We start from the raw sequence: 22,330 nt of genomic DNA on the forward strand, positions 1-22,330 counted from the left end.
TTTATTATGAACATTTAATGAAGCCATTTATATAAAAAAACCGAGCTTAAAATACTTTAGAAAGTTGGATAGATTATGATAGAACTTAAAGATGTATCAAAGGTGTACCCTAATGGGGTTAAGGGCTTAGAAGATATTAACTTAACAATAAATGAAGGTGAATTTGTCGCTATTGTAGGGCTTTCAGGTGCTGGTAAATCTACATTGTTGCGCTCTATCAATCGACTAGTAGATATTTCGTCTGGAGACATTAAAATCAATAATCAATCTATTACTTCAGCAAGCGGAAAATCATTACGACTAATGCGTAGAGATATTGGTATGATATTTCAAAGCTTTAATCTAGTTAAACGCTCTAGCGTTTTAAGGAATGTACTTTCTGGTCGTGTTGCTTACAATAATACATTTAGAACGATTTTCAATTTATTTCCACAGAAGGATGTAAATCTTGCTCTAAAAGCGTTAGAGCGAGTAAATATTCTAGAGAAAGCCTATACTCGTTCTAGTGAATTATCTGGTGGACAGCAGCAAAGGGTTTCTATTGCGCGAACATTAGCGCAGGAAGCAAAAGTCATTTTAGCCGATGAACCAACTGCTTCTTTAGACCCTGTAACGACTAAACAAGTTATGGATGATTTAAAGAAAATCAATAAAGAAGATAATGTAACGGTCGTTATCAATCTCCATTTTGTCGATTTGGCAAAAGAATATTCCACTAGAATCATCGGTTTACGCGCTGGTAAGGTTGTCTTTGATGGACCTGCTAAGGATGCAACCGATGAAGTATTCCAAGAAATTTATGGGCGTTCATTGAAAGATGATGAATTACTAGGAGATGAAATCGAATAATGGATACTAAATTAAACAGTGAGCTTCCACTAAAACCGTCAAGGCTTTCTTTTTATCTATTGTTGCTAGCTTTGTTCGTCATCGTATTCGTTAGTGCGTTATATATTGAAGCTGATCCACTAACTTTTGTTCAAAATAGCTCAAACATGCTAGATTTGATTGCTAGAATGTTGCCACCAGATTGGTCTTACATCGTCACTACAACACCGGCTATGTTAGATACGATTAGAATGGCGTTACTTGGTACTACAATGGGAATGATTTTTTCGATTCCTGTTATGTTTTTATGTGCTAGAAATGTATTTAAATCAAAATGGCTAGTAGAAACATCTAGAATCGCCTTAAATATCTTAAGAACCATTCCTGATTTATTACTAGCTGCTATCTTTGCTGCTATTCTTGGGTTTTCACCTTTAGCAGGTATCGTTGCTTTATCAATATTCTCTATAGGTATTATAGCTAAGCTATCCTTTGAGGCTATTGAAAATATTGATAATGGACCATTAGAGTCAATGGATGCAGTAGGCGCTAATAAATTGCAGTGGATTGCTTTTGGAGTCGTTCCTCAAGTACTTCCTCACTTTGTATCTTATGTTCTCTATACATTTGAAATTAATATTCGTGCTGCTGCCATTCTTGGATTAGTTGGGGCTGGTGGTATCGGATTGTTTTATAATCGAGCTCTAGGCTTTTTTGCTTATGATCAAGTATTGGCACTTATATTATATACATTAATTGTTGTCATTATAATTGATTTGATTAGTTTGAAAATAAGGGAGAAGTTACTATGAAATCGACTGATTCATTAAAAAGAGAACGACTTATACGAAGAGCAAAGTACTCATTATTATTCATTATATTAGCCGCTCTATATACATGGGCTTTTGCTAGTTTAGAATTTAGAGGGTTATTAGATACAGCTTGGCCAGTTACCAAAAATATAATAAACGGCTTTATTTCTCCCGATTTAAGTTATATTTACAACCCACAAGGAGAAGATTTAATTAGAGGATTACTCGAAACATTAGCCATTGCTATAGTCGGAGTTGTACTCTCGGTCATTTTAGCTGTTCCGATTGGACTTTGGGCTGCTAAAAACTTGAGTAAATATTCCCTTATCTCACACGGTGGTAAAGGAACACTTAGTTTTTTCCGTACATTACCTGATATTATTTTAGCTCTTTTATTCATCAAAGTAGTTGGACCAGGAGCTTATGCGGGAATGCTTGCCCTTGGTATTGGTGCTATCGGAATGCTCGGAAAACTCTATGCGGAAGAAGTAGAAGCGATGGACCCAGGGCCAGTAGAATCTATCGTGTCTGTTGGCGGAAACAAGCTAGAGCAGCTTGCGTTTGGAGTCATCCCACAAGTGCTCCCTGGATTTATTTCTGCGACATTATATCGCTTTGAGATTAACATGCGTTCAGCTGCTACATTAGGTGTTATCGGAGCCGGTGGTATCGGAACTCCACTTATTTTTGCTATTCAGGGTAGAAGCTGGGATCGAGTGGGAATCATTCTTATCGGAATTGTAGTTGTCGTTTTAATTGTTGATTTGATTTCAAGTGCGTTAAGAAAGAGAATTGTTTAGAGTGATCTTTTCATTCGAGGTCTAATGCATCATGCTCGTACAATCACTACAATTTGTTCATACAAAAAAGAATCAAGAAGTCATAACTTCTTGATTCTTTCTTAATTGAAGGAGCTTACATGCGTGTAAGTGCCTTTTTTTAATTTTAGAAAATAATCTCAATTAATTGATTCATCGTCATATCACTTTCAACTTCAAATGAACCTGGCTTTAATTGATTTGAAAGATCACGGTCTTCAACTTCATTGAAGAAATCTTGTGCACGATCGATTACATTAGCATTTTCTAATGCTCGTCCTACATCAATACTCGTCATACCAGGAGAAACCGTAAGTATCGTTCTATAAATCACTGTACTTTCTTCATCATCGGTTGATTCGTCTTCGTTTGCTGCCCATTCTTCTTCTAAACGCTCTGTTACGGCTAATTCAAGCTGTTCTAAGCTTGCGTTCCATTCTTCTTCTGATTGAATGACATAACCAGATTCACTTAGTTGCTCAAGCATTTTCTCTTCCGTAGCAGGTACTTCAATGGTCGTTTGATTTTCTTCTGAAGACTCCTGAGATCCAGCATCTACTTGGCTATCCGATGTTACATAATAGGTAATTCCACATACTGCAGCAGCTACAATGATACCAGAAGCAAAGCTCCGTAATTCTTTAGAGGCCATTTACCACTTTACTCCCTTCACCATTTGATCTCACATAAGGTTTGAGTAGAGATTCTACTTCATCTTGAGGCATTCTTTTCTCTTTTGCAATACCTTCATAGGAATACCCTCTCTTATATAAGCTTAACAAGTCTCTTCTTAACTTGCGATCTCGTTCAGAACCTATATTCACTCCAGCATCCTTTGCTAGCATCTCCGTGTCAAGCTCTAGATTTCGCATTTGGTTTTGCACACCTTGAATTTCTTCCATAAAAGAAACCGAAAATTGTTCCATTCGTTCCTCTTCTTTTGCCTTATTGTTAGACACGAAGAATGAAACGATTAATAGAATAATCGCCAAGCTGAGTAAAATAATAATCGCAATCCCCACAAAATGTCCCTCCTTTAGTCATAAAGCTAGATCAACCTCTTGTTATCTATTGGTCTATTAAAACCTCTAGACTTGTAGTTAACATGTTCATCTTACAACTTTTTGATTACTTCTTATTATACATGTTATTATGATAAATTTCGATTATAATCGAGTAAATCTCACAATATTCATGACCATTACCCTAAGATATATCGTAGCGTTCATTTTATCCTATCTTTGTTCCTACTAGATTTAAATATATTCAAAAATAAATACTACCCTTAGAACAATAAGGGTAGTACTATTATCACTTATTCATTTAGACCATAACCTTACACATATCATTTGTAAAGGCAACAGGATCCTGTAAAGGTAAGCCTTCGATTAATAAAGCTTGGTTATAAAGGAGATTTGTATAAAGAGCAAATTTCTCCTTATCCTTTTCATATACGGACTGTAAGGATTGGAAAATCTCATGATTAACGTTTATTTCTAAAATCTTTTCGGCTTTAACATTTTGATTGTCAGGCATTGCTTGTAAAACCTTTTCCATTTCAATCGTTACTTCTCCCTCTGTAGCAAAGCATACTGGGTGAGTTCTTAAACGCTTAGATACACGAACATCCTTTACCTTAGATTCAAGAAGTGACTTCATTTCAGTGAATAAATCTTTATATTGATCATTCTCTGCTTTTTCCTCTTCTTTCGTCTCTTCTGAATCGATACCTAAATCTCCACTCGAAACAGATTTAAATTCCTTTTCCTTATAATTCATAAGCATTTTGATCGCAAATTCATCAATATCCTCTGTGAAATAAAGAATTTCAAAGCCTTTCTCTGCAACCATCTCTGCTTGTGGAAGCTTCTCAATTCGTTCAATTGAGTCACCTGATGCATAATAAATATACTTTTGTTCTTCAGGCATTCTTTCCACATACTCAGCTAATGTTACTAGCTTTTTCTCTTTTGAAGAGTAAAATAAGACTAAATCTTTTAAATCATCTTTGTGTGCTCCATATTCATTGTACATACCAAACTTTAACTGACGACCAAACGAGTCATAGAATTTTTCATACTGCTCTCGTTCATCTTTAAGCATCGTTTGCAGCTGACTTTTGATTTTATTTTTAATATTTTTAGCAATCATCTTTAACTGTCGATCATGCTGTAATATTTCTCGAGAAATATTTAAGGAAAGATCCTCTGAATCCACCATCCCTTTAACAAAACTAAAATAGTCAGGTAGTAGGTCTGCACATTTATTCATAATTAATACGCCACTTGAATACAGCTCTAGTCCTTTTTCAAATTCCTTCGAATAATAATCGAATGGAATCGTTTCTGGAATATAAAGAATGGATTGATAGCGAATAGCTCCATCTACACTTATATGAATGTGTTTTAAAGGTTTATCAAAGCCATAATGCTTTTCTTGGTAGAAGTTCTCATAATCCTCATCTTTAAGCTCGCTCTTATTTTTTCTCCAAATAGGAACCATACTGTTAACCGTTTGTTCTTCAGAGAATTCCTCCCATTCGTCCTCAGTACCTTCTTTTAGGTTACGATTGGTGATATCCATTTTAATAGGATAACGGATAAAGTCAGAATATTTTTTGATAATTGATTTTACGCCATACTCTTCTAAGAATTGATCATAATTTTCATCTTCTGTATTCTCTTTGATTTTTAATTCAATTGTCGTTCCAGCGGTTGTTTGATTTCCTTCTGAAATCGTATAACCGTCTGATCCATCTGATTCCCATACATATGCGGTTTCACTATCTAATGCTTTAGTAGTCACCTTTACGTAATCAGCCACCATAAATGCGGAATAAAAGCCGACTCCGAATTGTCCGATTATATCGTGACCATCTTTAATTTCGTTTTCAGACTTAAAAGCTAATGATCCACTTTTGGCTATTGTTCCTAAGTTTATTTCAAGCTCTTCCTGAGTCATCCCAATACCTGTATCCACGATTGTTAATAACCTAGCATCTTTATTTGTCTCAATCTTAATATAGTATTGATCTTTTTCAAATGTTAAAGATTCATCTGTTAATGCCCGATAATAGATTTTATCAATTGCATCACTGGCATTTGAGATTAATTCACGTAGAAATATCTCTTTTTGTGTATAAATAGAATTAATCATCATTTCCAGTAAACGCTTTGATTCTGCTTTGAATTCTTTCTTGGCCAAATGAAACGCCCCTTCCAAGTTATGTAATACTTAGCACTCGCTAAGCTTGAGTGCTAATACTATCATTTTTTTACCATAGATAAAGAAAGGTGTCAATATATCCAATGAAGAGATTTAGTGCTTAATTTCATCCAGAGCTTGTTCTATTGTTGGATAGGTGAATGGAAAGCCTTCATTAACTAATCTATCTGGTACAACCCATCGACTCTTCAATAGAAGCTCTGTCTCAGTTCTTAAAAAGATAGCCCCTAACTCTAGCATCCACCGATAAGCCGGTAAGCCTCTTTTTCTATTCTCCATATTTCGAACAGCCTTCATGAACTCTTTATTATTAATAGGATTAGGAGCTGCACAATTATAAATACCTGTCGCATCTTTCTTTTCCATTAAAAAGCGTATGACTTGATATAAATCTTCTATATGAATCCAGCTAAACATTTGCTTCCCATTTCCTTGTTTTCCACCTAATCCATATTTCGCTAAGTTACGGTAAGGAGTCATCACCCCTCCGTTTTTACCAAGTACAATGGAAATTCTTAACGCAATTTGTCTAGTTGTAGGAAGTGAGAATGAAAAAAACGATTTTTCCCAGGCCTTTGCTACTTCCACCGAAAAGCCCTCCCCTATTTCTCCATTCTCCTCTGTCATCGCTTGATCATCAGAGTGTCGGTAAATAGTAGCTGTACTAGCATTAATCCAAAGCTTTGGTGGAGTCTGGCAACTTAGAACACATTCTCCTAATAGCTTTGTAGTCTCGGTTCTTGACTGAAATATTTCATCTCTATTTTTCTTATGATAGCGACAATTAACAGATTTACCAGCTAGATTTAATAATAGTTCAGATCCCTCTATTGCTTCTTTTATTTTGGATGTATGGTCCCAGTTGATGTAAGAAGGATTTCTAGAAATAATGATCACTTGATAACCTTCTTCTTCAAATTTTTTCTTAAAATATTCACCAGTAAAACCTGTACCTCCGGCCATAACAATTTTCCCTTTCACAATGATCACTCACCTTCCTTTTGTGAATATATTCACATTAATTGTAACATATCTTTCCAGTCACTCAACCATTCTTCATGATAAAAAAAGCAGGAAAATCTCATTAAATAACGTACATTAATACATAGACATTTTTAAGGGGGCTATAAAGTGAATCAAATTTCTACTTGGTATATACGGTTAGGTCAAATGGCGCTCCAACTATTTTTACTTAATCTTTATTGGATACTGGGAACATTAATGGGGTTATTCATTTTTGGCCTTTTTCCTGCAACTGCTGGGTTATTTGCTTCTTTACGGAGAATTCTTCAGGATGAAGATGTACGACTGTGGAAAGTGTTTTGGTCAAACTATAAAAAGGAATTTTTGAAAGCGAATACATTAGGTTGGATCACTGCTAGCTTTTTTATAATCCTTCTTTTAAATATCCAAGTATTGAATGTATTAGAACAAAACCTTTTACATATGATGCTTGCCATATTCACTTATATTCTTTTATTCTTTTTATTAATCATAAGTCTTTTCTTATTTCCTGTACTTGTTCAATTTAATTTAAAAACGCTTCACTATTTAAAGTATTCCTTTTACTTAGCCGTAGGAAGACCCTTTATTACTATACTATGTTTAAGTGGTATTGCTATTATCCTATACCTCTATTGGTCAATTCCTGGATTTATTCCCGTTTTTGGTATATCTTTAATTAGCTTAGTTATTATGAAAATGGCTTTTCTTTCCTTTCCATCTAAAATGTCGAAAGTTAGTACTATCAAATAAGTCTTATCCTTGTCCATCATGAATAGATACCAATATTTGTTTTAGAACCTTTTATTAGGGAACACAAAAATAAATGATTTTTTACTTTAGGAGTGTACACGATGAAAAAGACAATGGCTGCCACTTTATTAAGTATAGGCATGTTTCTTGGTGCCTGTAATTCAGAGCAAGCATCCAATCAATCAAATAATAATGAAACAGACATACAAACAGAAGATGTAGGAGCAAGAGAAGAGGACACTAATGAAGAGGAGAATCCTTCTGAAGGAAGCTTAACAGCAGAAGAAATTTTAGAAGAAGCCATTGCCCTTTACAACGACCTTGATGGATTATATGTTGTAAGAGGAGGTAGTGGTGATATCAATTTGGATCCTCCTGAGAGTGATGAAGCAGGAAATTTAGATTTAAACTTAGAAATGAACACTTACGAATGGATTTATATGATAGATGGAGACTATTACAATAGAACTGAATTAGTTTCTGAAGTGTATGGAGAAGAAGGTGAAAATGGGGATATGGAGGAACGCACTTCATACAGTTTTACAGAATTAGACAACCCCACTTACTTAATTAGTTATGAAGAAGGAGACGGAGTAGGCATCCGTTTTGAAAGCCCTATTGAAGAATTCTCCTTCAGCATGCTAGGTGAACGATATCAAAGTTTACTTAACAATGCTGAGTTAACATTCATTGGTGAAGAAGAGGTAAATGGTTTTCATACATATCACATAAAGTCTGAACAAAATGGTCATGTTGAAGAATATTGGTTTGATAGTGAAACATTTTTCGAAGTGAAAGTCACTTCCACCTTTGGTTCAAGCACAGGAGTTGATAGTGTCGATTCATTAGCAACTGCTGAGGACCAGGTGATGGAATACGAATTAAATCCGGATTTTGATGAAACATTATTCCAGGTCCCCAATGATTTGGAAATCTCAGATGGACAATTAGAAGACACTTTAGAAGAATAAAGACAGAGAATTTTTCTATTTTTAAAGAAATATCTAGTTAACTTAAATCCAGCTCATAACAGATTCATATACTATCATATAAAGAACGACCAATGAAAATAATATTTTTCATTGGTCGTTTCAGTTAGTCCGTTTAATCAGAAGCAGTGGAGGATAATACCTTTTATCAGTTACTGTGCTATCTTAGAAAGGAAAACCAGTTGGTGACCATTGACTTACTCTAAATGAGATTCTTTAGTCATCTTTTTTACTTGAGTGAATTTCATCATTGCTCTATAAGTGAATAAAACCGAGGTAAAAAATATGTCTTGAATGTTTTGAATTCACTTGTTGATTGTAACGATAGGTAGTGACTCCCAAAGGATCAGCGCAGTCTGAAGATCCACTCTGACGAAGCTCTAAATTGTCAGAGTTAGCTGAAGACAAGCCCTTGGGAAWGCAWCTACCTAAAGTGAAAATCAAAAACCTAACCAATCGGTTTTTCTTAAAAGACGAACCTTTGTTAATTCACTCGTTGATTGTAACGRTAGGTAGTGACTCCCAAAGGATCAGCGMAGTTTGAAGATCCACTCTGACGAAGCTCTGCGYAGTCGGAGTTAGCTGAARACAAGCCCTTGGGAAAGCATCTACCTAAAGTGAAAATCAAAMACCTATTCGTTCGGTTTTCATTATAAGATATGCATGATGAAATGGATTCACTTGTTAGCAATTATTAAAAATCTTTTTGAATTGGTACAAATTCCTTTTTCGGTTTGATTGTTCTTTATAAAATCGTTCAGAATTTCGATATCCCCTTCTTTACTACCAAAGTCAGGAATAATCGGTGTATGGTTAAGTAAGAAAATTAAATCATCTGTTCGCTTATAATATTCAATAGCATCATACTCAAAAGAATTTACTTTAGTAAACCCTGATTCATACAGTTCTTTTATATACTTTTTTTTTAACGTACCATCCACCTCTCCAAAAGATTGTCCTCTCCCGAAGGCTTTCTTTAGATTTAACTTATCTGCTTCACTTACTTGTTGTGTTAAAAATAAACCGTTATCTTTTAACACCTTGGCTACTTCGGTTGATGTAAATGGAGCGTGGCAAGCTGAAATAACATCAAAAAAACCAGTTGGAAATTGTAAATGCTCCGAAGACATATGAGAGAATCGAACGTTTTTTACTTTCGATTTTTTTAGATTGGCTTTAGCTGTTTCTAACATCCCCATTGAAAAATCAATTCCTGCTAAAAAAAGCTTCAATGGTGCCATTTTAATGATATTCTCACCTCCGCCTGTGCCAATATCCAAAAGAATATCTGAAGTTTCGCTTTTTTTATTCACTTCATGATAAAAATCCCACTTAACTCCTTCAGCCTCTACTTGTAAGTTACTAAAATCCCACCCATTTACTACTCCAACCTTATTATAATATTCTAATTCATTCATATACCAATGCCTCTCTTCTCTATAAAAAGATCAAATAATCGTACTTCTATTCTTTCTTGATTAGTAATGATGATGCTAGCAATTTCCGTTACTATATTATTCTTCGATAGATATTTCTAATAACCGTTCTAAAAGTATATAGGTGATAGCAAATAAAAACCTTCTTCCACAAAACTAGTTTGTGAAAGAAGTATCTTCAACTAACATTATATATATTTATCCTTTTACAGACCCAATCATTACTCCCTTTTCAAAGTACTTCTGAATGAAAGGATAAATAATTAGTACAGGTAAGGTAGAAACGATAATAACACCATACTTTACTTGATCAGCGTATCTTTGAGCATACCCACCTGATGCCCCTCCTGTTCCTGCACCTTCAGCAAAAACTTGATTTGAGATTAATATATCTCTTAAGACAATTTGTAGAGGTTGAATATCATAATCTCTAACATAAATTAATCCAGTAAAGAAATTATTCCAATGAAACACCAAATAATAGAGACCAATTACCGATATAACCGCTTTTGATAAAGGAAGAACAATTTTCAAAAAATATTTAAAATGATTACAGCCATCGATAGAAGCGGCTTCATACATTTCTCTTGGTAAATTATGTTCAAAGAATGTTCGTGTAATAATCAAGTTAAACACATTAACGGTTGCCGGATTAAAAATGAAGACCCACATCGTATTAATTAAATTTAAATCTCTCATTAATAGATAGGTTGGAATTAATCCTCCACTAAAAAACATCGTAAAGATAAAAAAGAACATTAAAGGTCTGCGAGCCCGAAATTCATATCTAGATAAAACATAGGCAGCTGGTAAGGTTAACAATAAGTTAACAAAGGTTCCGACAGTTGCATAAATCATCGTATTTCGATATCCTGTCCAAATTCGAGAATCTTTAAATATTTCTTCATATCCAAATAAACTAAACCCTTTAGGGAATAACCATACTTGCCCAGTAGATACAAGTGTCGAATCACTAACGGATGCGATAATAACAAAATATAGTGGATAAGCAATAATCAAAAAAATGAGAATACAAAGTCCATAAACGAATATATCAAAAAGTCGGTCTGATAACTTCATATTTTTCAATGCCATTTTTATCAACCTCCCCCATTACCAAAGACTTATTCTTGACGTACGCTTTGCAAGATAATTGACCATCACAAGCAAAGTAAAATTAATCATCGTATTGAATAATCCAATTGCTGCAGCATAGCTGAATTGATTAGACATAATTCCTATTTTATAAACGTAGGTTTCAATTACTTCTGAGATTGGAAGATTCAACGTGTTCTGCATGAGAAAAATCTTTTCAAAGCCCGTGCTGATAATCGATCCCATATTTAAAATAAGAAGAATAATAATTGTTGGAATAATAGCTGGAATTTCGACATTTCGGATAATTTGCCAACGGCTTGCACCGTCTATTTTTGCCGAATCATACAACTGTGGATCAACTCCAGCTAATGCAGCTAAATAAATGATGCTATTCCAACCAACATGCTGCCATACATCCGACAATACATAAACCGGAATAAAGGTAGATGTAGAAGCTAAGAGGTTAATGTGACCTAACCCAATTGCACTCATAATATGACCAATAATCCCAGTCTCTGGAGAAAGTAGCACATGTAACAGCCCTACAATGACAACAATTGAGATAAAGTGAGGTAAATAAACCGTTGTTTGTAGTACACGTTTTGTTCGTTTAAAACGTATTTGATTAATCAGTAGTGCTAAAATAATTGGTGCAGGAAATCCGACCACAATTGTTGCCAAACTAATTAATATTGTATTTCTCATTAAATCCCAAAACATGTGACTTTGTACAAATTGCTCAAAATATTTAAGTCCTACCCATTCCCCGCCTGTTATACCTGCCGTAAAGTCAAATTCTCTAAATGCTAATTGAATACCATACATAGGGATATAGTTAAAAATAAAGACACATATGATAGCTGGCAATATCATAATCCAAAGCTGATAATCTCGCCTAAATGTATTAAGAATAGTCGGTTTTCTCCTAATCGAAACATCTACTATATTCGTATTTTTCTTAGAATTGATGATCGCCATACTTTCAGTTCTCCTTTACAAAGGAGGATGCTTGATAACAAGTAACAAGCACCCTCATTATTAAATTTAGCTTATTCATCTAATTGAGTGATATAGTCATCATAATAGCGCTGCATGATTTCTAAGTTTTCATCTAATCCCATATTTTTCAGTTGCTCCACAAATGAATCCCACCCTTGTTCTATACCACCATCCGTTACCCAAAGGGAGAAGTTAGACATTGCTAAGTTCATCATATCTGTATTGTTTAATGAAAGAGTATTATTATCTTCCTGTGAGTATTTGATGAATAGCCCTGGATAAACATCTCTTAAAGGATCAACGGATTCAAAAGCAGGTAATAAGGGTTCTGTTTGTGCACCTACTGATTTCATATCTTCCCCTAATTCCAATTCCAAAGAATCGTCGATATATAATGGTCCATTATCCGCCCATGTTGAAGTCCATTTCCAAGTTCCCGGGTCCATTGATTCATCCTGTGGAGGAAGGACAGAATAAGTTCCGTCACCATTCTCTTCAATATTCGGACCGATGGAACCAAACAATACTTGCATACTAACAACAGGGTCGTATAACTCATTAATAAACGCCATTAATTCTTCTTTATGCTCACTTTGTGAGGCAATTTGTACCATATTTTCTCCATAATTTAATTGATTGTAATCATACGTCCAGGAAACATCTATATCAGAATTTTCCGTCATTTTCAGAGGTGGAATGGAAACATATTGATCGGCCACTTCAGTACCAAATCTATCTGAAAGTTCCCAGCCAAATGTATAACCAACCTTTGCCTCATTCCCACTTCCACGAGCAGTTGATTGATATTTTGTATAATCCTGTGTAAATGCTTCAGAATTGATTAATCCTTCTTTCCATAACTCATTTAAAAATGAAACGACTTCTTTATATCTTTCATCAATAAAAAAGTTCTTCACTTCTCCATCCTCGACAAAGTAACCTTGCCCCCCTCCTCCTGAAATAGTCATTCCTGTACTACCTAATAATACGGAAGGCTGAAAAAATCCAAATCCACCGGTACCTACTGGAGAAAAGTCAAAAGGAATTTCATCATTTGTATTTCCATTACCGTTTGCATCTTCCTCTTTAAAGGCTTTTAATACGTCAAATAATTCATCCCATGTAGTTGGTATCTCAAGTCCTAATTCATCTAGCCAAGTTTTGTTAATAAATTGTCTAGTAGAAGTCTCTGGCCAATATCTTTGATATTTTGGCAATCCTAGGATTTGACCATCCAATTGAGTAGCGATTATTCTCATTTCTGGTCGATCATCGAACATTTTTTGAACATTAGGTGCATGTTCTTCTATTAGCTCTGTCATATCGTCAAATAAACCCGGAAACTGAGCAAAATCAGCATTTGTTATAACATTTGCTCCAACTATAATATCAGGAATATCCCCCCCTGCTAGCATGGCACCTTTTTTTTGGTCCCAATCAGCTGACACCTCTTCCCATTTAATCTCAACTCCGGCTCTTTCCTCTGCTTCTTGTAACCATTCCATTTCATCAAAACCTTTTGTCAAAGCATGCTTTACCATAATTCCATTCAAGATAGGTCTTCCATCCTCTGTAACACTAGGTTGATTGCTGCAGCCAAACAACACTAGCATCATTAATAAAAAGACTACGATTGAAGCTGATTTACTGATTTTCACATTCATTATATTTCCCCCTTTTAAACTCATGTATGTTTTGATACATAGTACCCTTTACAAATTCAAAGAGACTGACATTTATAAATCTCTTTAACTAAACTACGAAAGAGTGCAGGAAAAAAACAAAGAGTGTCGTAATTAATCATCATTCCACCCATAAATGAATACGCTTCCATTTTTTTGAAAAGTCAATATATTTGTGAATAGAATTATATTATCATTACTGAATTTCTTTGTCGGTAGAGTAACTATGAGATTGAGTAGATAAATCCGACTTGAATTCAACATAAGCAGCTGTATCTTTGTCGAAGTCACGAAAATTTTGTAACAGCAAAAATTGATTGGTCCATAACTTACTAAAAAAAAACCATTCAATTGAAGGAGAGAAAAAGATGAAGAATTTTATTAAAGCGGATGTTTATAACCCAATTGACTTTATAAGCGCGGGGCAGCTAATGACGACCGAAAGATGGAAGCATATGAAAAGGAAACACGAGGACATTTATGTAGCGATTATTAATTTGAATGATGTCGTATATATAGAACAAAATGATTGCAAATACGAAATTAAGCCCGGTGAAGTCTTTTTCTTATTGCCCAATCAACTTCATCAAGGCTATCAGTTTTCCAATATCGGTACCTCGTATTATTGGATACATTTTTGCTTTCGCTCTCTTGTTTCAATGAAAACAAAAAGAGACATTCACAAGGAAATCATTCAAAAAAATAACTCAAAGAAAAACAGTTTATCATTTGCAGAGTATTCGACCATTTATTTACCTGTACATTCTCGTCCTTTACAAATTGAACGAGTTCATATTTTGACGAAACAAATCCTTGATTTAACGAAAAGTCACCAATTTAATCAGCGTAGTCTTCATTTTTTGGCAACAGCCTTATTAATTGAAATCTCTGAGCAGACGATTCAGCATTTTATAAAGCCCGTTATGAAGTCTAGAGCTGAAACGAAGATGGAGCCTATTATGGAATGGATTCATATTCACCAAATGTATCCTATAACGGTTAGTCAAATAGCCGAACACTTTAATTATAATAGTGACTATTTATCGAGAATCTTTAAAAACTGCACAGGTATGAATCTACAAGAATATATTCATAAGCTAAAAATAGAGAAAGCAAAAGAACTTCTAATCCGTACAAATGAAAGCATTAAGGTAATTTCATATGCCGTAGGAATAAATGATGAGAAATACTTTATGAAGTTATTTAAAAAGCATGAAAAAGTAACCCCTAGTGAATTTCGTGCTGCGTATTTCAGATTACTAATGAATAATAATTAAAAAATCGTTTTACCTTCCTTTTATGAAAGTAAAACGATTGATTGCTATATTGAAACAACTCTATATTTGTTTATTTACATGAGATATAATCCAGATGCTTCCGCCATTCTACCCGTTTGATTTCTTTCTTTCGCTTCAATAATCGCTGGAATATCTTTCGCCTCTATGTTTCCTAGTCCAACTTCAATGAGCGTTCCGACTATTTTTCGAACCATATTATACAAAAAACCATTACCAGTAATATAGATTTCAATTAATTCCTTTTCTATGACCATTTCAAGAGAATAAATTTCTCTAACTTTTGATTTCTTCTTTGATTTTGCATTTGAAAAGGCTGTAAAGTCGTGTTCACCAATAAAATAAACCGCTGCTTCTTTCATTGCATCCACATTTAAAGGCTCTTGAATGAACGAACTATACTTCCGTAAAAAAGGATTTGGATAGGAAGTATTCCAAATTTTATATAAATATGTTTTTTCTGACGTATGATACCTTGCATGATATCTATTTGAGACTTGCTCTACATTTATAATACTAATATCATGAGGCAAATACTGATTTGTATAGGTCAATATCTCTTTTTCAGTCATATTTTTTCCCATTTTAAAATTGGCAAATTGCCCTAAAGCATGGACACCCGCATCAGTCCTACCGCTTCCAATGATTTCGATTTCTTCTCCTGCCATCAATGATAATACTTGCTCGATTTTTGCTTGAATCGTATTCTCACCATTACCAAGTCTTTGCCAGCCTTTATAGCGTGACCCATCATATTGTATCGTTAATTTGTAATTATGCATGACGCCCTCCGTCCGTTGGTTTTACATACGAATATTTCTCTTTTAAATTGACTCTTTCTAACCGTTCCTCTATCTACTATATCAAAACCGAGGTCAATTAGTTGCCGTTCTATTGGTTCAACCGTGATGATGACAGCCTTATCAGAGACATTTTTTATTCTACTGAGTAAATTTATTTTTTCTTGTTCAGGAAGAACGGAACACAAATTATAAGGCATATCTAATATAGCTACATCAAAGCTAGAGGTAATCGTATTCAAATCTTGAATATTAACGTCTGTACTATATCCAAAGTGTTCAATATTTTCCCTTGCCCCTATAACAGCTAATGGATTTCGATCTGAGCCTATTATATTTACTCCCATAGATAATGCTTCTACCAATACCGTACCAATTCCACAGCATGGATCTATCGCGGTCCTATTCTCTATTTGAGGAAGAGCTATATTTACAATAGAACGAGCTACTCTAGTGCTTAAAGCCGTTGAATACATTTTAGGCTTTTTTTTATGTAATAGCCACATAGGCTCACTTTCCGTCCACGGACCAAAATACCAAGCATCTTCATCATTAATTAATAACCAATTTACCTCAGGATTTTGTAAATCTACTTCTCCCTTTATGCTTTCACCGAGAGCTCTTTCTATTCTTCTACGTTCTTGAAAATGAATTTTAAACGAAGGCTCTTCTCTTCTATAAATATTAATCTTAAAAGAAGTGTTCATTGTATAGCCTTTAATGATTTTTTCCATATCAGCAAAACTTTTTTCTTTAAAAACAATATCTAGTCTTCCCCGAATGAATGGGCTCCTACTTGGATTTATTTTTATTGAACTTTCTAATAGAGAGCTAGGTTCTTCCTTTTCGAACAATGCCCTCATTTCTAATCGTTTTAGCTCTTCCTCATCCTCATGACAAGAATACATATATACATAACCCTTGTACAATTACATCACCCTTAGTTCCCTTAACATCCATTTTTAATTGTTCAATTTCTTCTCAACTTAACCCATTATAGCCGAAAACCTCTTTAATCTAAATAAAAAAACTGCCCAGCCAATCACTTAGTCGCTCAATGATTGGGGCAGTTTATCATTTATTTATAATTTCCTCCAATTGTAATATCTTCACTATTAAAATTAGAGATGTGTTTTTTCTTTTCATAGAAATAAGTAGCATTTTCTAGCACACCTGCGCGAGTATAAAAAGGATCATTTTTGGTTAAAGGTAGCTTTACCGTCTGTTTTAAACTAGCTGCTTGATAGATCGCCATAATTAACTCTAAAGTCCTTTTCCCCTGAATTCCATCTACTAAGACTTCTTTTTTGCCCTCAAGAGCTAACAGTATATCCTCTATCTGGCCAGAATGACCTTCATGCTTCTGAGATGGGTATTGATTATATAGCTTCTGAAGCTCTGATTCTACTATTGGATCATTTAGGGGGAATCCATTTTCCATTGATTGAGAAGCTGTAACCTTCCATGGTACGGAAATACGCGCATTTCTTCCTTGAAAAATTAACGTTTGCTCTTCTCCATGATGCACAACCGAGCTAGTTATTTGGGCTAAGCAATTATTTTCATATTTGCATATAGCAATAGACAAATCCTCAACCTCAGCATTATCATGTGCTGTATTGGTAGCTACTGCGGTTATTTCCTTGGGCATTCCAACCATCCACTGAAGCATATCAATATGGTGAACCGCGTGATTTAGTGTACACCCTCCTCCTTCTTTTTCCCAAGTACCTCGCCACCATAAATCATAATAGCTATATCCTCTCCACCAATGGGAATCAATTTGAATATGCACGATTTCACCAGCTAATCCGCTATTTAGTACAGACTTTAGTTTTTTTATTGGAGTCATGAAACGATTTTGTGCCACAACGGATAACACTTTTTTATTTCTTCTCGCAGCCTCATTCATCGCATCACATTCTTCAAGAGAAGATGCCATCGGCTTCTCAACTAATACATTTACTCCGCTTTCCAAAACATCAATAGTGATATCAGCATGAGTATAGGGGGGTGTACAAACAGAAACTAAATCGATTTCTTCTTCATTAATCATTTGCTTGTAATCACTATAAATGGATAAATGATTCGTGAATTTTTCTGCTGCCCTTTGCGCTTTTTCAGGATAGATATCACACAACGCCACAATCTCACACCGTTCTTGGAAAGATAAATAGGCATCTATATGCGCTTTAGATATAGCTCCAACCCCAATTATAGCCACTTTAATCATGTTTTCACTCCTTCAATTTCAAGCTTTTATAAAGACTTTATTAGGTGTTTGATTTTCACTTTAGGTAGATGCTTTCCCAAGGGCTTGTTTTCAGCTAACTCTGACTGCGCTGAGCTTCGTCAGAGTGGATCTTCAAACGGCGCTCATCCTTTGGGAGTCACTACCTACCGTTTCAATCAACGAGCTGATTCATAAATAGTGAGGACATTTTTATAATGAATGTTTGGTTTTATTCACTTATAGAGCAATGATGAAATTCACTCATTTATTTATATTTGAATCTTGTTATCCGCGGTCTCAACGTGAATGGCTTGATTTTGTGCTTCTATACATAATTCAGCAGCTCTAAATGCATGCTCTTGCGTCATGGCTGTTTCTGTTCCATTTATACAATCTAATATAAACTGTCCAAAAAAAGGATAGCCTACTTTTCCATTACAGGAAAAATGTTTTTCACCTTCTTGATTAACTAAATACACTTGGTCCCCTTGTTTATCTCGAGCAATGTCAATATACTTTCTTACTTCGATATATCCCTCCGTACCTAATATAGTGACGCGCCCATCTCCCCATGTACCTAGACCATCTGGTGTTAACCAATCGACTCTAAAATAAAAGGTGGCTCCATTATCTGCTAACAGAGTGGCATCGCCATAATCCTGAAATTGCGGATATTCCTTCAGTGAGTAATTGGCTACCTTACTATGAAGGACTTTCGCATCTTTTGCTCCAGAAAAGTGTAAAAATTGTTCGATTTGATGACTGCCTATGTCGCATAGTATTCCTCCATAATATTCAGGATTAAAAAACCACGGTGGACGAGCTCCTACATTCGCCCGATGAGGTCCTGTTCCAATCACTTGCACAACCCTTCCTATTTCACCATTTTCAATAAGCTCACCTGCTAATATCGCTCCTTCTACATGCAGTCTTTCACTATAATAAATGCCCCATTTAAGTCCAGTCTCACTTACCTTTTCTCTTGCTTTCTTTACCTGACTCAGAGTAGTAAATGCGGGCTTATCGGTGAAATAATGCTTTCCATTCTCTAATACCTCTAACCCTAGCTCTCCTCTTTCAGAAGGTATATTTGCAGACGCAACCAAATTAATCGCAGGATTCGTGAGGATATCTTCCTTTGATTGTGCTTTACTTACCATAGAATAAGCTTGCAAAAATTTCTCCACCTTCTCTTCATCAGGGTCATATACTGCAATAAGCTCTCCACCAGCCTCTAATAACCCATTACACATTCCATAAATATGGCCATGATCTAAACCGATTACTGCAAATGTAAATTCACCAGCGCCAACTACTTTCGTTTGGTTTCCAACAGGTGCATAATTCATACCGTCATTCTTGCTCATTTTTATCCCTCCAACCTAACATCAACCAAATTGTAACCCCTTACATTTTAAAAGTCACTCATCATTATACAAAATATTCAGTCTTTATTTCAGTTCTAGAGACGTAATCTCTCGTTTTCTAAGTATATTCTATATTTTTTTAAGTTTATCTGTAAACTTTAATGATTAGCTTCAAGAGTCCCAAAATCATACAATCGAAATAGTGCTGAGAAAACACTAGTGAGAGCAAAAGACATTGTCATGAAATTGGAAGTAAAACATGCAATGAAAAAATTGGTTCTCTAAATGAACCTTTCTTTACAGATACTTCTACGACTACACAAAATGGGTATCAGCAGATATGAATGGCAGAATAGTATGATATCATTACGGAAATATATTTTTAATGTTTTGACTATTTAATACTTCGGGTATCAATTCATATATACATCAAAATGGAGGGTATTTTTATGAATATGAGGATGGATGCACTTATTAATACATTACACGAACATTTTGGATACTTTAACATTATACTCACGATTTTCGTTGTATTTTATGCTGTCAATACTATTATTAAAGCGATAGACATGTTTAAAAGACGATAAGAGTATCAAACATTAAAAAGAACAGGCGGCAAAGGTCGGTGGCTTTAACAATTAAATGAACACACGTGTAGGCTTTTAATGAGAAACAATAAAAGCAGCAACGGCTTTATGCCGTAGCTGCTTTATTAGTGCCTATTAATTATAAAAAAAGGACTCTTAATGAGTCCTTTACATTAGGCTTTATTTACGTTAGTAGCTTGAAGTCCACGTTGACCTTGCTCAGTATCAAACGTTACTTTTTGACCTTCGTCTAATGATTTAAATCCTTCGCCTTGGATAGCTGAGAAATGTACAAATACATCGTCTCCACCTTCAACCTCAATAAAACCGAAGCCTTTTTCTGCATTAAACCATTTTACTGTACCTTCTTGCATGGATGTTACCTCCTGTGTGGAATAATCTTCCACATATTTGATACTATTATTGCTCAATTTAGATATCTAAGGCGAAAAACTCAAACACTTATCTTTTCTAACCGAACAAAAATAACTCTACATTACAATAACAGACATTTTCTTGAAATGCAAATGATATTTATATTTTCGTTCTTTAGTTTCATACTATATCGGCTGTTGACACCTGTCATATGAAAAAAGTGACAGATATGAATAGAAAGAAGCATGACGTTTCATTACAATAAAAGGGCGGATATAATGAGTATGAAGAAGAAGGAGTTGTCAGTATGATGCCATTATATCCTAAGAATCAAATGAAATCTTATTTATTTGTAGATATCTCTCTTTTTGTCTTTTTTATTTATAACTTATTTGTAATAAATGATGAACTATCTTTACTTCCCAAATTCTTATTATTCTTTATTATCTTTGCATGCTATTATTTGATACTTTGGTGGAAAGATTGGCGCTTTTTATTAGCTACCTTCATAGGAATAACCACTATGATTTTTTTAGCTATATGGACTGATCCTATTTTTCTAATTTATTTATTTATCTTCAGTGATGCAACGGGCAAAGTACGTCTCTGGCCTCATTTAATTTTAAACGTATTTTTAATCAGTGCCAGTTATTTTATTGTATCTGCGGTTACAACCGGAAACCCATTTTATTTTCTAGCAACTATCCTTTCACCTTTTTTACTTTTACAAATTCTTTTTCCTTTTTGCGTTCGTTTTATTAGGCGCGTTCATTCGTTAGAAAATGATTTAGATATTGCCAACAATAAATTATCCTATTATATCAAAGAAGAGGAACGGAATCGTATCGCCCGAGATTTACACGATACACTAGGACACACATTAACCGTTATTAAATTTAAAAGTGAATTAGCCATTAAACTTTTAAATATGAATCCACAGCAAGCTAAAAATGAAATGAAGGAAGTTCTTGATACTGCTCGAAACGCATCAAAGCAAGTCCGAGAGGTAGTAACTGCTTTAAAGCATATTAAAATAGAGGATGAATTAACGCACTCAGCCGATTTACTGAAAGATACGTCTATCACTTTTAAAATCAAACATTCCAGCGCAATTCCTAAACTTAGTGAGCTAGAAGAGACTATGATTACTCTTTGTATAAGAGAAGCAATCATGAATAGCTATAAGCATAGTAGAGCTTTTCATTTAAGTATTATCTTTTCTATAGAAGGAGCATACTTTGTCATTAAAATAATAGATGATGGGATTGGCTTCGATGTGCATACGCCATCTTCAGGAGAAGGTTTGTATTCTATAAAAGAAAGAATGAAACTAATAAAAGGAAAAAGCTTTATAGAAAGCAACAGCACTAAAGGCACAACGATACAATTACAGCTTAAGCTAGGAGAGACTGCAAATGATGGTTAATATTTTAATTGCTGAAGACCAAACCATACTGCGCGAAGCTTTAACCTCTTTATTAAATTTAGAAGAAGATTTGAACGTAGTTGAAACAGTCGGTACAGGTCAGCAGGTTTTAGATTATCACAATAACCCATCTATTGACCTTTATTTATTGGATATAGAAATGCCTCATCGTAACGGGTTAGAAGTAGCAAAGATATTAAAAGAAAGAAAACCTTCACACAAAGTAGTTTTACTAACTACCTTCTCTCGATCAGGTTATATTGAAAAAGCGATTGAATTGGGGGTAGATGGTTATTTGCTAAAAGATGAGCCTATAGAACAACTCATTCAAAGCATCCGCAGGGTTCTAAATGGAGAAAAGGTTGTTTCCTCTATGTTAGGCGATTTGATTTTTTCATTAGAAAGAAATCCATTAAATAATCGTGAAATAGAGATGCTGAGAAGAGTGAAAAATGGTGAAAGTACTAAAGATATCTCAAAAAACTGCCATCTTTCTCTAGGCACCGTTCGCAACTACCTATCAACTGCTATGCAGAAATTAGATACAACGACTAGACACGATGCGCTGCGGATAGCAGAAGAACGCGGATGGATTTAACTCCTTC

The 22,330-nt window shown here is 34.6% G+C and carries 22 protein-coding genes; 9 read left to right on the forward strand and 13 right to left on the reverse strand.

Going from position 1 to position 22,330, the window contains the following annotated elements; all coding sequences use genetic code 11:
• The first annotated feature begins 75 nt into the window (after positions 1-75).
• From phnC to phnE (AZF04_RS03635), 3 genes are read left to right on the forward strand one after another with little or no spacing between them, the layout of a single operon-like run.
• Positions 76-849, forward strand: coding sequence for a phosphonate ABC transporter ATP-binding protein (phnC, locus tag AZF04_RS03625; RefSeq protein ID WP_045477931.1), 774 nt, complete (start codon positions 76-78; stop codon positions 847-849).
• Complete coding sequence (gene phnE, locus AZF04_RS03630) at positions 849-1,640, forward strand: phosphonate ABC transporter, permease protein PhnE (RefSeq protein WP_082795373.1); 792 nt, start codon at positions 849-851, stop codon at positions 1,638-1,640. Before phnC ends, phnE (AZF04_RS03630) begins: the two co-directional genes overlap by 1 nt.
• Positions 1,637-2,440 (forward strand): phosphonate ABC transporter, permease protein PhnE, encoded by an 804-nt coding sequence (gene phnE / locus AZF04_RS03635; protein ID WP_061947606.1) that lies wholly within the window; start codon positions 1,637-1,639, stop codon positions 2,438-2,440. Before phnE (AZF04_RS03630) ends, phnE (AZF04_RS03635) begins: the two co-directional genes overlap by 4 nt.
• 145 nt (positions 2,441-2,585) lie before the next feature.
• Here the strand turns inward: phnE (AZF04_RS03635) and AZF04_RS03640 are convergent, their stop codons facing one another.
• The 4 genes from AZF04_RS03640 to AZF04_RS03655 form a co-directional block, all read right to left on the reverse strand.
• On the reverse strand, positions 2,586-3,110 hold the full coding sequence (locus AZF04_RS03640; protein ID WP_061947607.1) for a hypothetical protein: 525 nt from the start codon (positions 3,108-3,110) through the stop codon (positions 2,586-2,588).
• Positions 3,100-3,480 carry a hypothetical protein gene (locus AZF04_RS03645; RefSeq protein WP_045477943.1) on the reverse strand — a complete coding sequence of 127 codons (381 nt, stop codon included), beginning with the start codon at positions 3,478-3,480 and terminating at the stop codon, positions 3,100-3,102. The genes AZF04_RS03640 and AZF04_RS03645 overlap by 11 nt, the downstream gene beginning before the upstream one ends.
• A 301-nt stretch (positions 3,481-3,781) precedes the next feature.
• Positions 3,782-5,662 (reverse strand): molecular chaperone HtpG, encoded by a 1,881-nt coding sequence (gene htpG, locus AZF04_RS03650; RefSeq protein ID WP_061947608.1) that lies wholly within the window; start codon positions 5,660-5,662, stop codon positions 3,782-3,784.
• A 114-nt stretch (positions 5,663-5,776) separates the two neighbouring features.
• Positions 5,777-6,664 carry a TIGR01777 family oxidoreductase gene (locus AZF04_RS03655; RefSeq protein ID WP_061947609.1) on the reverse strand — a complete coding sequence of 296 codons (888 nt, stop codon included), beginning with the start codon at positions 6,662-6,664 and terminating at the stop codon, positions 5,777-5,779.
• Between the two features lie 150 nt (positions 6,665-6,814).
• On the opposite strand from AZF04_RS03655, the gene AZF04_RS03660 reads away from it, so the two are divergent.
• Both AZF04_RS03660 and AZF04_RS03665 read left to right on the forward strand, forming a co-directional pair.
• The gene (locus AZF04_RS03660; RefSeq protein WP_061947610.1) at positions 6,815-7,438 is read left to right on the forward strand and encodes a YesL family protein; all 624 of its coding nucleotides are present in this window, start codon (positions 6,815-6,817) and stop codon (positions 7,436-7,438) included.
• A gap of 101 nt (positions 7,439-7,539) precedes the next feature.
• Positions 7,540-8,409: a hypothetical protein gene (locus AZF04_RS03665; RefSeq protein WP_061947611.1), complete on the forward strand. Its 870-nt coding sequence runs from the start codon at positions 7,540-7,542 to the stop codon at positions 8,407-8,409.
• A gap of 695 nt (positions 8,410-9,104) precedes the next feature.
• Here AZF04_RS03665 and AZF04_RS03670 read toward each other — a convergent pair.
• The 4 genes from AZF04_RS03670 to AZF04_RS03685 form a co-directional block, all read right to left on the reverse strand.
• The gene (locus AZF04_RS03670; protein ID WP_061947612.1) at positions 9,105-9,845 is read right to left on the reverse strand and encodes a class I SAM-dependent methyltransferase; all 741 of its coding nucleotides are present in this window, start codon (positions 9,843-9,845) and stop codon (positions 9,105-9,107) included.
• A 216-nt stretch (positions 9,846-10,061) separates the two neighbouring features.
• The gene (locus AZF04_RS03675) at positions 10,062-10,958 is read right to left on the reverse strand and encodes a carbohydrate ABC transporter permease (RefSeq protein WP_045477960.1); all 897 of its coding nucleotides are present in this window, start codon (positions 10,956-10,958) and stop codon (positions 10,062-10,064) included.
• Between the two features lie 18 nt (positions 10,959-10,976).
• On the reverse strand, positions 10,977-11,834 hold the full coding sequence (locus AZF04_RS03680; protein ID WP_412459195.1) for an ABC transporter permease: 858 nt from the start codon (positions 11,832-11,834) through the stop codon (positions 10,977-10,979).
• Positions 11,835-12,010: 176 nt separating this feature from the next.
• Complete coding sequence (locus tag AZF04_RS03685) at positions 12,011-13,624, reverse strand: extracellular solute-binding protein (protein ID WP_061947613.1); 1,614 nt, start codon at positions 13,622-13,624, stop codon at positions 12,011-12,013.
• 386 nt (positions 13,625-14,010) lie between these two features.
• On the opposite strand from AZF04_RS03685, the gene AZF04_RS03690 reads away from it, so the two are divergent.
• Positions 14,011-14,919, forward strand: a complete 909-nt coding sequence (locus AZF04_RS03690; protein ID WP_061947614.1) for an AraC family transcriptional regulator — start codon at positions 14,011-14,013, stop codon at positions 14,917-14,919.
• Between the two features lie 74 nt (positions 14,920-14,993).
• Here AZF04_RS03690 and truA read toward each other — a convergent pair whose 3' ends face one another.
• From truA to AZF04_RS03710, 4 genes are all read right to left on the reverse strand, one after another.
• The gene (truA, locus tag AZF04_RS03695) at positions 14,994-15,719 is read right to left on the reverse strand and encodes a tRNA pseudouridine(38-40) synthase TruA (RefSeq protein ID WP_061947615.1); all 726 of its coding nucleotides are present in this window, start codon (positions 15,717-15,719) and stop codon (positions 14,994-14,996) included.
• Positions 15,701-16,666: a TRM11 family SAM-dependent methyltransferase gene (locus tag AZF04_RS03700; RefSeq protein WP_235599916.1), complete on the reverse strand. Its 966-nt coding sequence runs from the start codon at positions 16,664-16,666 to the stop codon at positions 15,701-15,703. Before AZF04_RS03700 ends, truA begins: the two co-directional genes overlap by 19 nt.
• Before the next feature lie 149 nt (positions 16,667-16,815).
• A complete protein-coding gene (locus AZF04_RS03705) occupies positions 16,816-17,970 on the reverse strand; it encodes a Gfo/Idh/MocA family protein (RefSeq protein ID WP_061947617.1) in 1,155 nt (384 codons plus the stop codon).
• 269 nt (positions 17,971-18,239) lie between these two features.
• Complete coding sequence (locus AZF04_RS03710) at positions 18,240-19,337, reverse strand: Gfo/Idh/MocA family protein (RefSeq protein ID WP_061947618.1); 1,098 nt, start codon at positions 19,335-19,337, stop codon at positions 18,240-18,242.
• A gap of 449 nt (positions 19,338-19,786) precedes the next feature.
• Between AZF04_RS03710 and AZF04_RS21095 the strand changes: the two genes are divergently transcribed.
• Entirely contained in the window at positions 19,787-19,924 is a 138-nt protein-coding gene (locus AZF04_RS21095) for a hypothetical protein (RefSeq protein ID WP_156479542.1), read from the forward strand.
• 173 nt (positions 19,925-20,097) lie between these two features.
• Here AZF04_RS21095 and AZF04_RS03715 read toward each other — a convergent pair whose 3' ends face one another.
• A complete protein-coding gene (locus AZF04_RS03715) occupies positions 20,098-20,298 on the reverse strand; it encodes a cold-shock protein (RefSeq protein ID WP_045477981.1) in 201 nt (66 codons plus the stop codon).
• A gap of 308 nt (positions 20,299-20,606) precedes the next feature.
• On the opposite strand from AZF04_RS03715, the gene AZF04_RS03720 reads away from it, so the two are divergent.
• Positions 20,607-21,725, forward strand: coding sequence for a sensor histidine kinase (locus AZF04_RS03720; RefSeq protein ID WP_061947619.1), 1,119 nt, complete (start codon positions 20,607-20,609; stop codon positions 21,723-21,725).
• Positions 21,715-22,323 (forward strand): response regulator transcription factor, encoded by a 609-nt coding sequence (locus tag AZF04_RS03725; RefSeq protein ID WP_235599917.1) that lies wholly within the window; start codon positions 21,715-21,717, stop codon positions 22,321-22,323. Before AZF04_RS03720 ends, AZF04_RS03725 begins: the two co-directional genes overlap by 11 nt.
• Positions 22,324-22,330 lie beyond the last annotated feature (7 nt).

Origin of the sequence: Alkalihalobacillus trypoxylicola (genome assembly GCF_001590785.1) — a bacterium.
GTDB classification, from domain to species: domain Bacteria; phylum Bacillota; class Bacilli; order Bacillales; family Bacillaceae_D; genus Alkalihalobacillus; species Alkalihalobacillus trypoxylicola.

Excerpts from the sequence above, each read along its gene's own strand:
- phnC (WP_045477931.1), top strand. The coding sequence starts at position 76 with ATGATAGAACTTAAAGATGTATCAAAGGTGTACCCTAATGGGGTTAAG.
- phnE (WP_082795373.1), top strand. The coding sequence starts at position 849 with ATGGATACTAAATTAAACAGTGAGCTTCCACTAAAACCGTCAAGGCTT.
- phnE (WP_061947606.1), top strand. The coding sequence starts at position 1,637 with ATGAAATCGACTGATTCATTAAAAAGAGAACGACTTATACGAAGAGCA.
- AZF04_RS03640 (WP_061947607.1), bottom strand. The coding sequence starts at position 3,110 with ATGGCCTCTAAAGAATTACGGAGCTTTGCTTCTGGTATCATTGTAGCT.
- AZF04_RS03665 (WP_061947611.1), top strand. The coding sequence starts at position 7,540 with ATGAAAAAGACAATGGCTGCCACTTTATTAAGTATAGGCATGTTTCTT.
- AZF04_RS03670 (WP_061947612.1), bottom strand. The coding sequence starts at position 9,845 with ATGAATGAATTAGAATATTATAATAAGGTTGGAGTAGTAAATGGGTGG.
- AZF04_RS03675 (WP_045477960.1), bottom strand. The coding sequence starts at position 10,958 with ATGGCATTGAAAAATATGAAGTTATCAGACCGACTTTTTGATATATTC.
- AZF04_RS03680 (WP_412459195.1), bottom strand. The coding sequence starts at position 11,834 with ATGATATTGCCAGCTATCATATGTGTCTTTATTTTTAACTATATCCCT.
- AZF04_RS03685 (WP_061947613.1), bottom strand. The coding sequence starts at position 13,624 with ATGAATGTGAAAATCAGTAAATCAGCTTCAATCGTAGTCTTTTTATTA.
- AZF04_RS03690 (WP_061947614.1), top strand. The coding sequence starts at position 14,011 with ATGAAGAATTTTATTAAAGCGGATGTTTATAACCCAATTGACTTTATA.
- truA (WP_061947615.1), bottom strand. The coding sequence starts at position 15,719 with ATGCATAATTACAAATTAACGATACAATATGATGGGTCACGCTATAAA.
- AZF04_RS03705 (WP_061947617.1), bottom strand. The coding sequence starts at position 17,970 with ATGATTAAAGTGGCTATAATTGGGGTTGGAGCTATATCTAAAGCGCAT.
- AZF04_RS03710 (WP_061947618.1), bottom strand. The coding sequence starts at position 19,337 with ATGAGCAAGAATGACGGTATGAATTATGCACCTGTTGGAAACCAAACG.
- AZF04_RS21095 (WP_156479542.1), top strand. The coding sequence starts at position 19,787 with ATGAATATGAGGATGGATGCACTTATTAATACATTACACGAACATTTT.
- AZF04_RS03715 (WP_045477981.1), bottom strand. The coding sequence starts at position 20,298 with ATGCAAGAAGGTACAGTAAAATGGTTTAATGCAGAAAAAGGCTTCGGT.
- AZF04_RS03720 (WP_061947619.1), top strand. The coding sequence starts at position 20,607 with ATGATGCCATTATATCCTAAGAATCAAATGAAATCTTATTTATTTGTA.
- AZF04_RS03725 (WP_235599917.1), top strand. The coding sequence starts at position 21,715 with ATGATGGTTAATATTTTAATTGCTGAAGACCAAACCATACTGCGCGAA.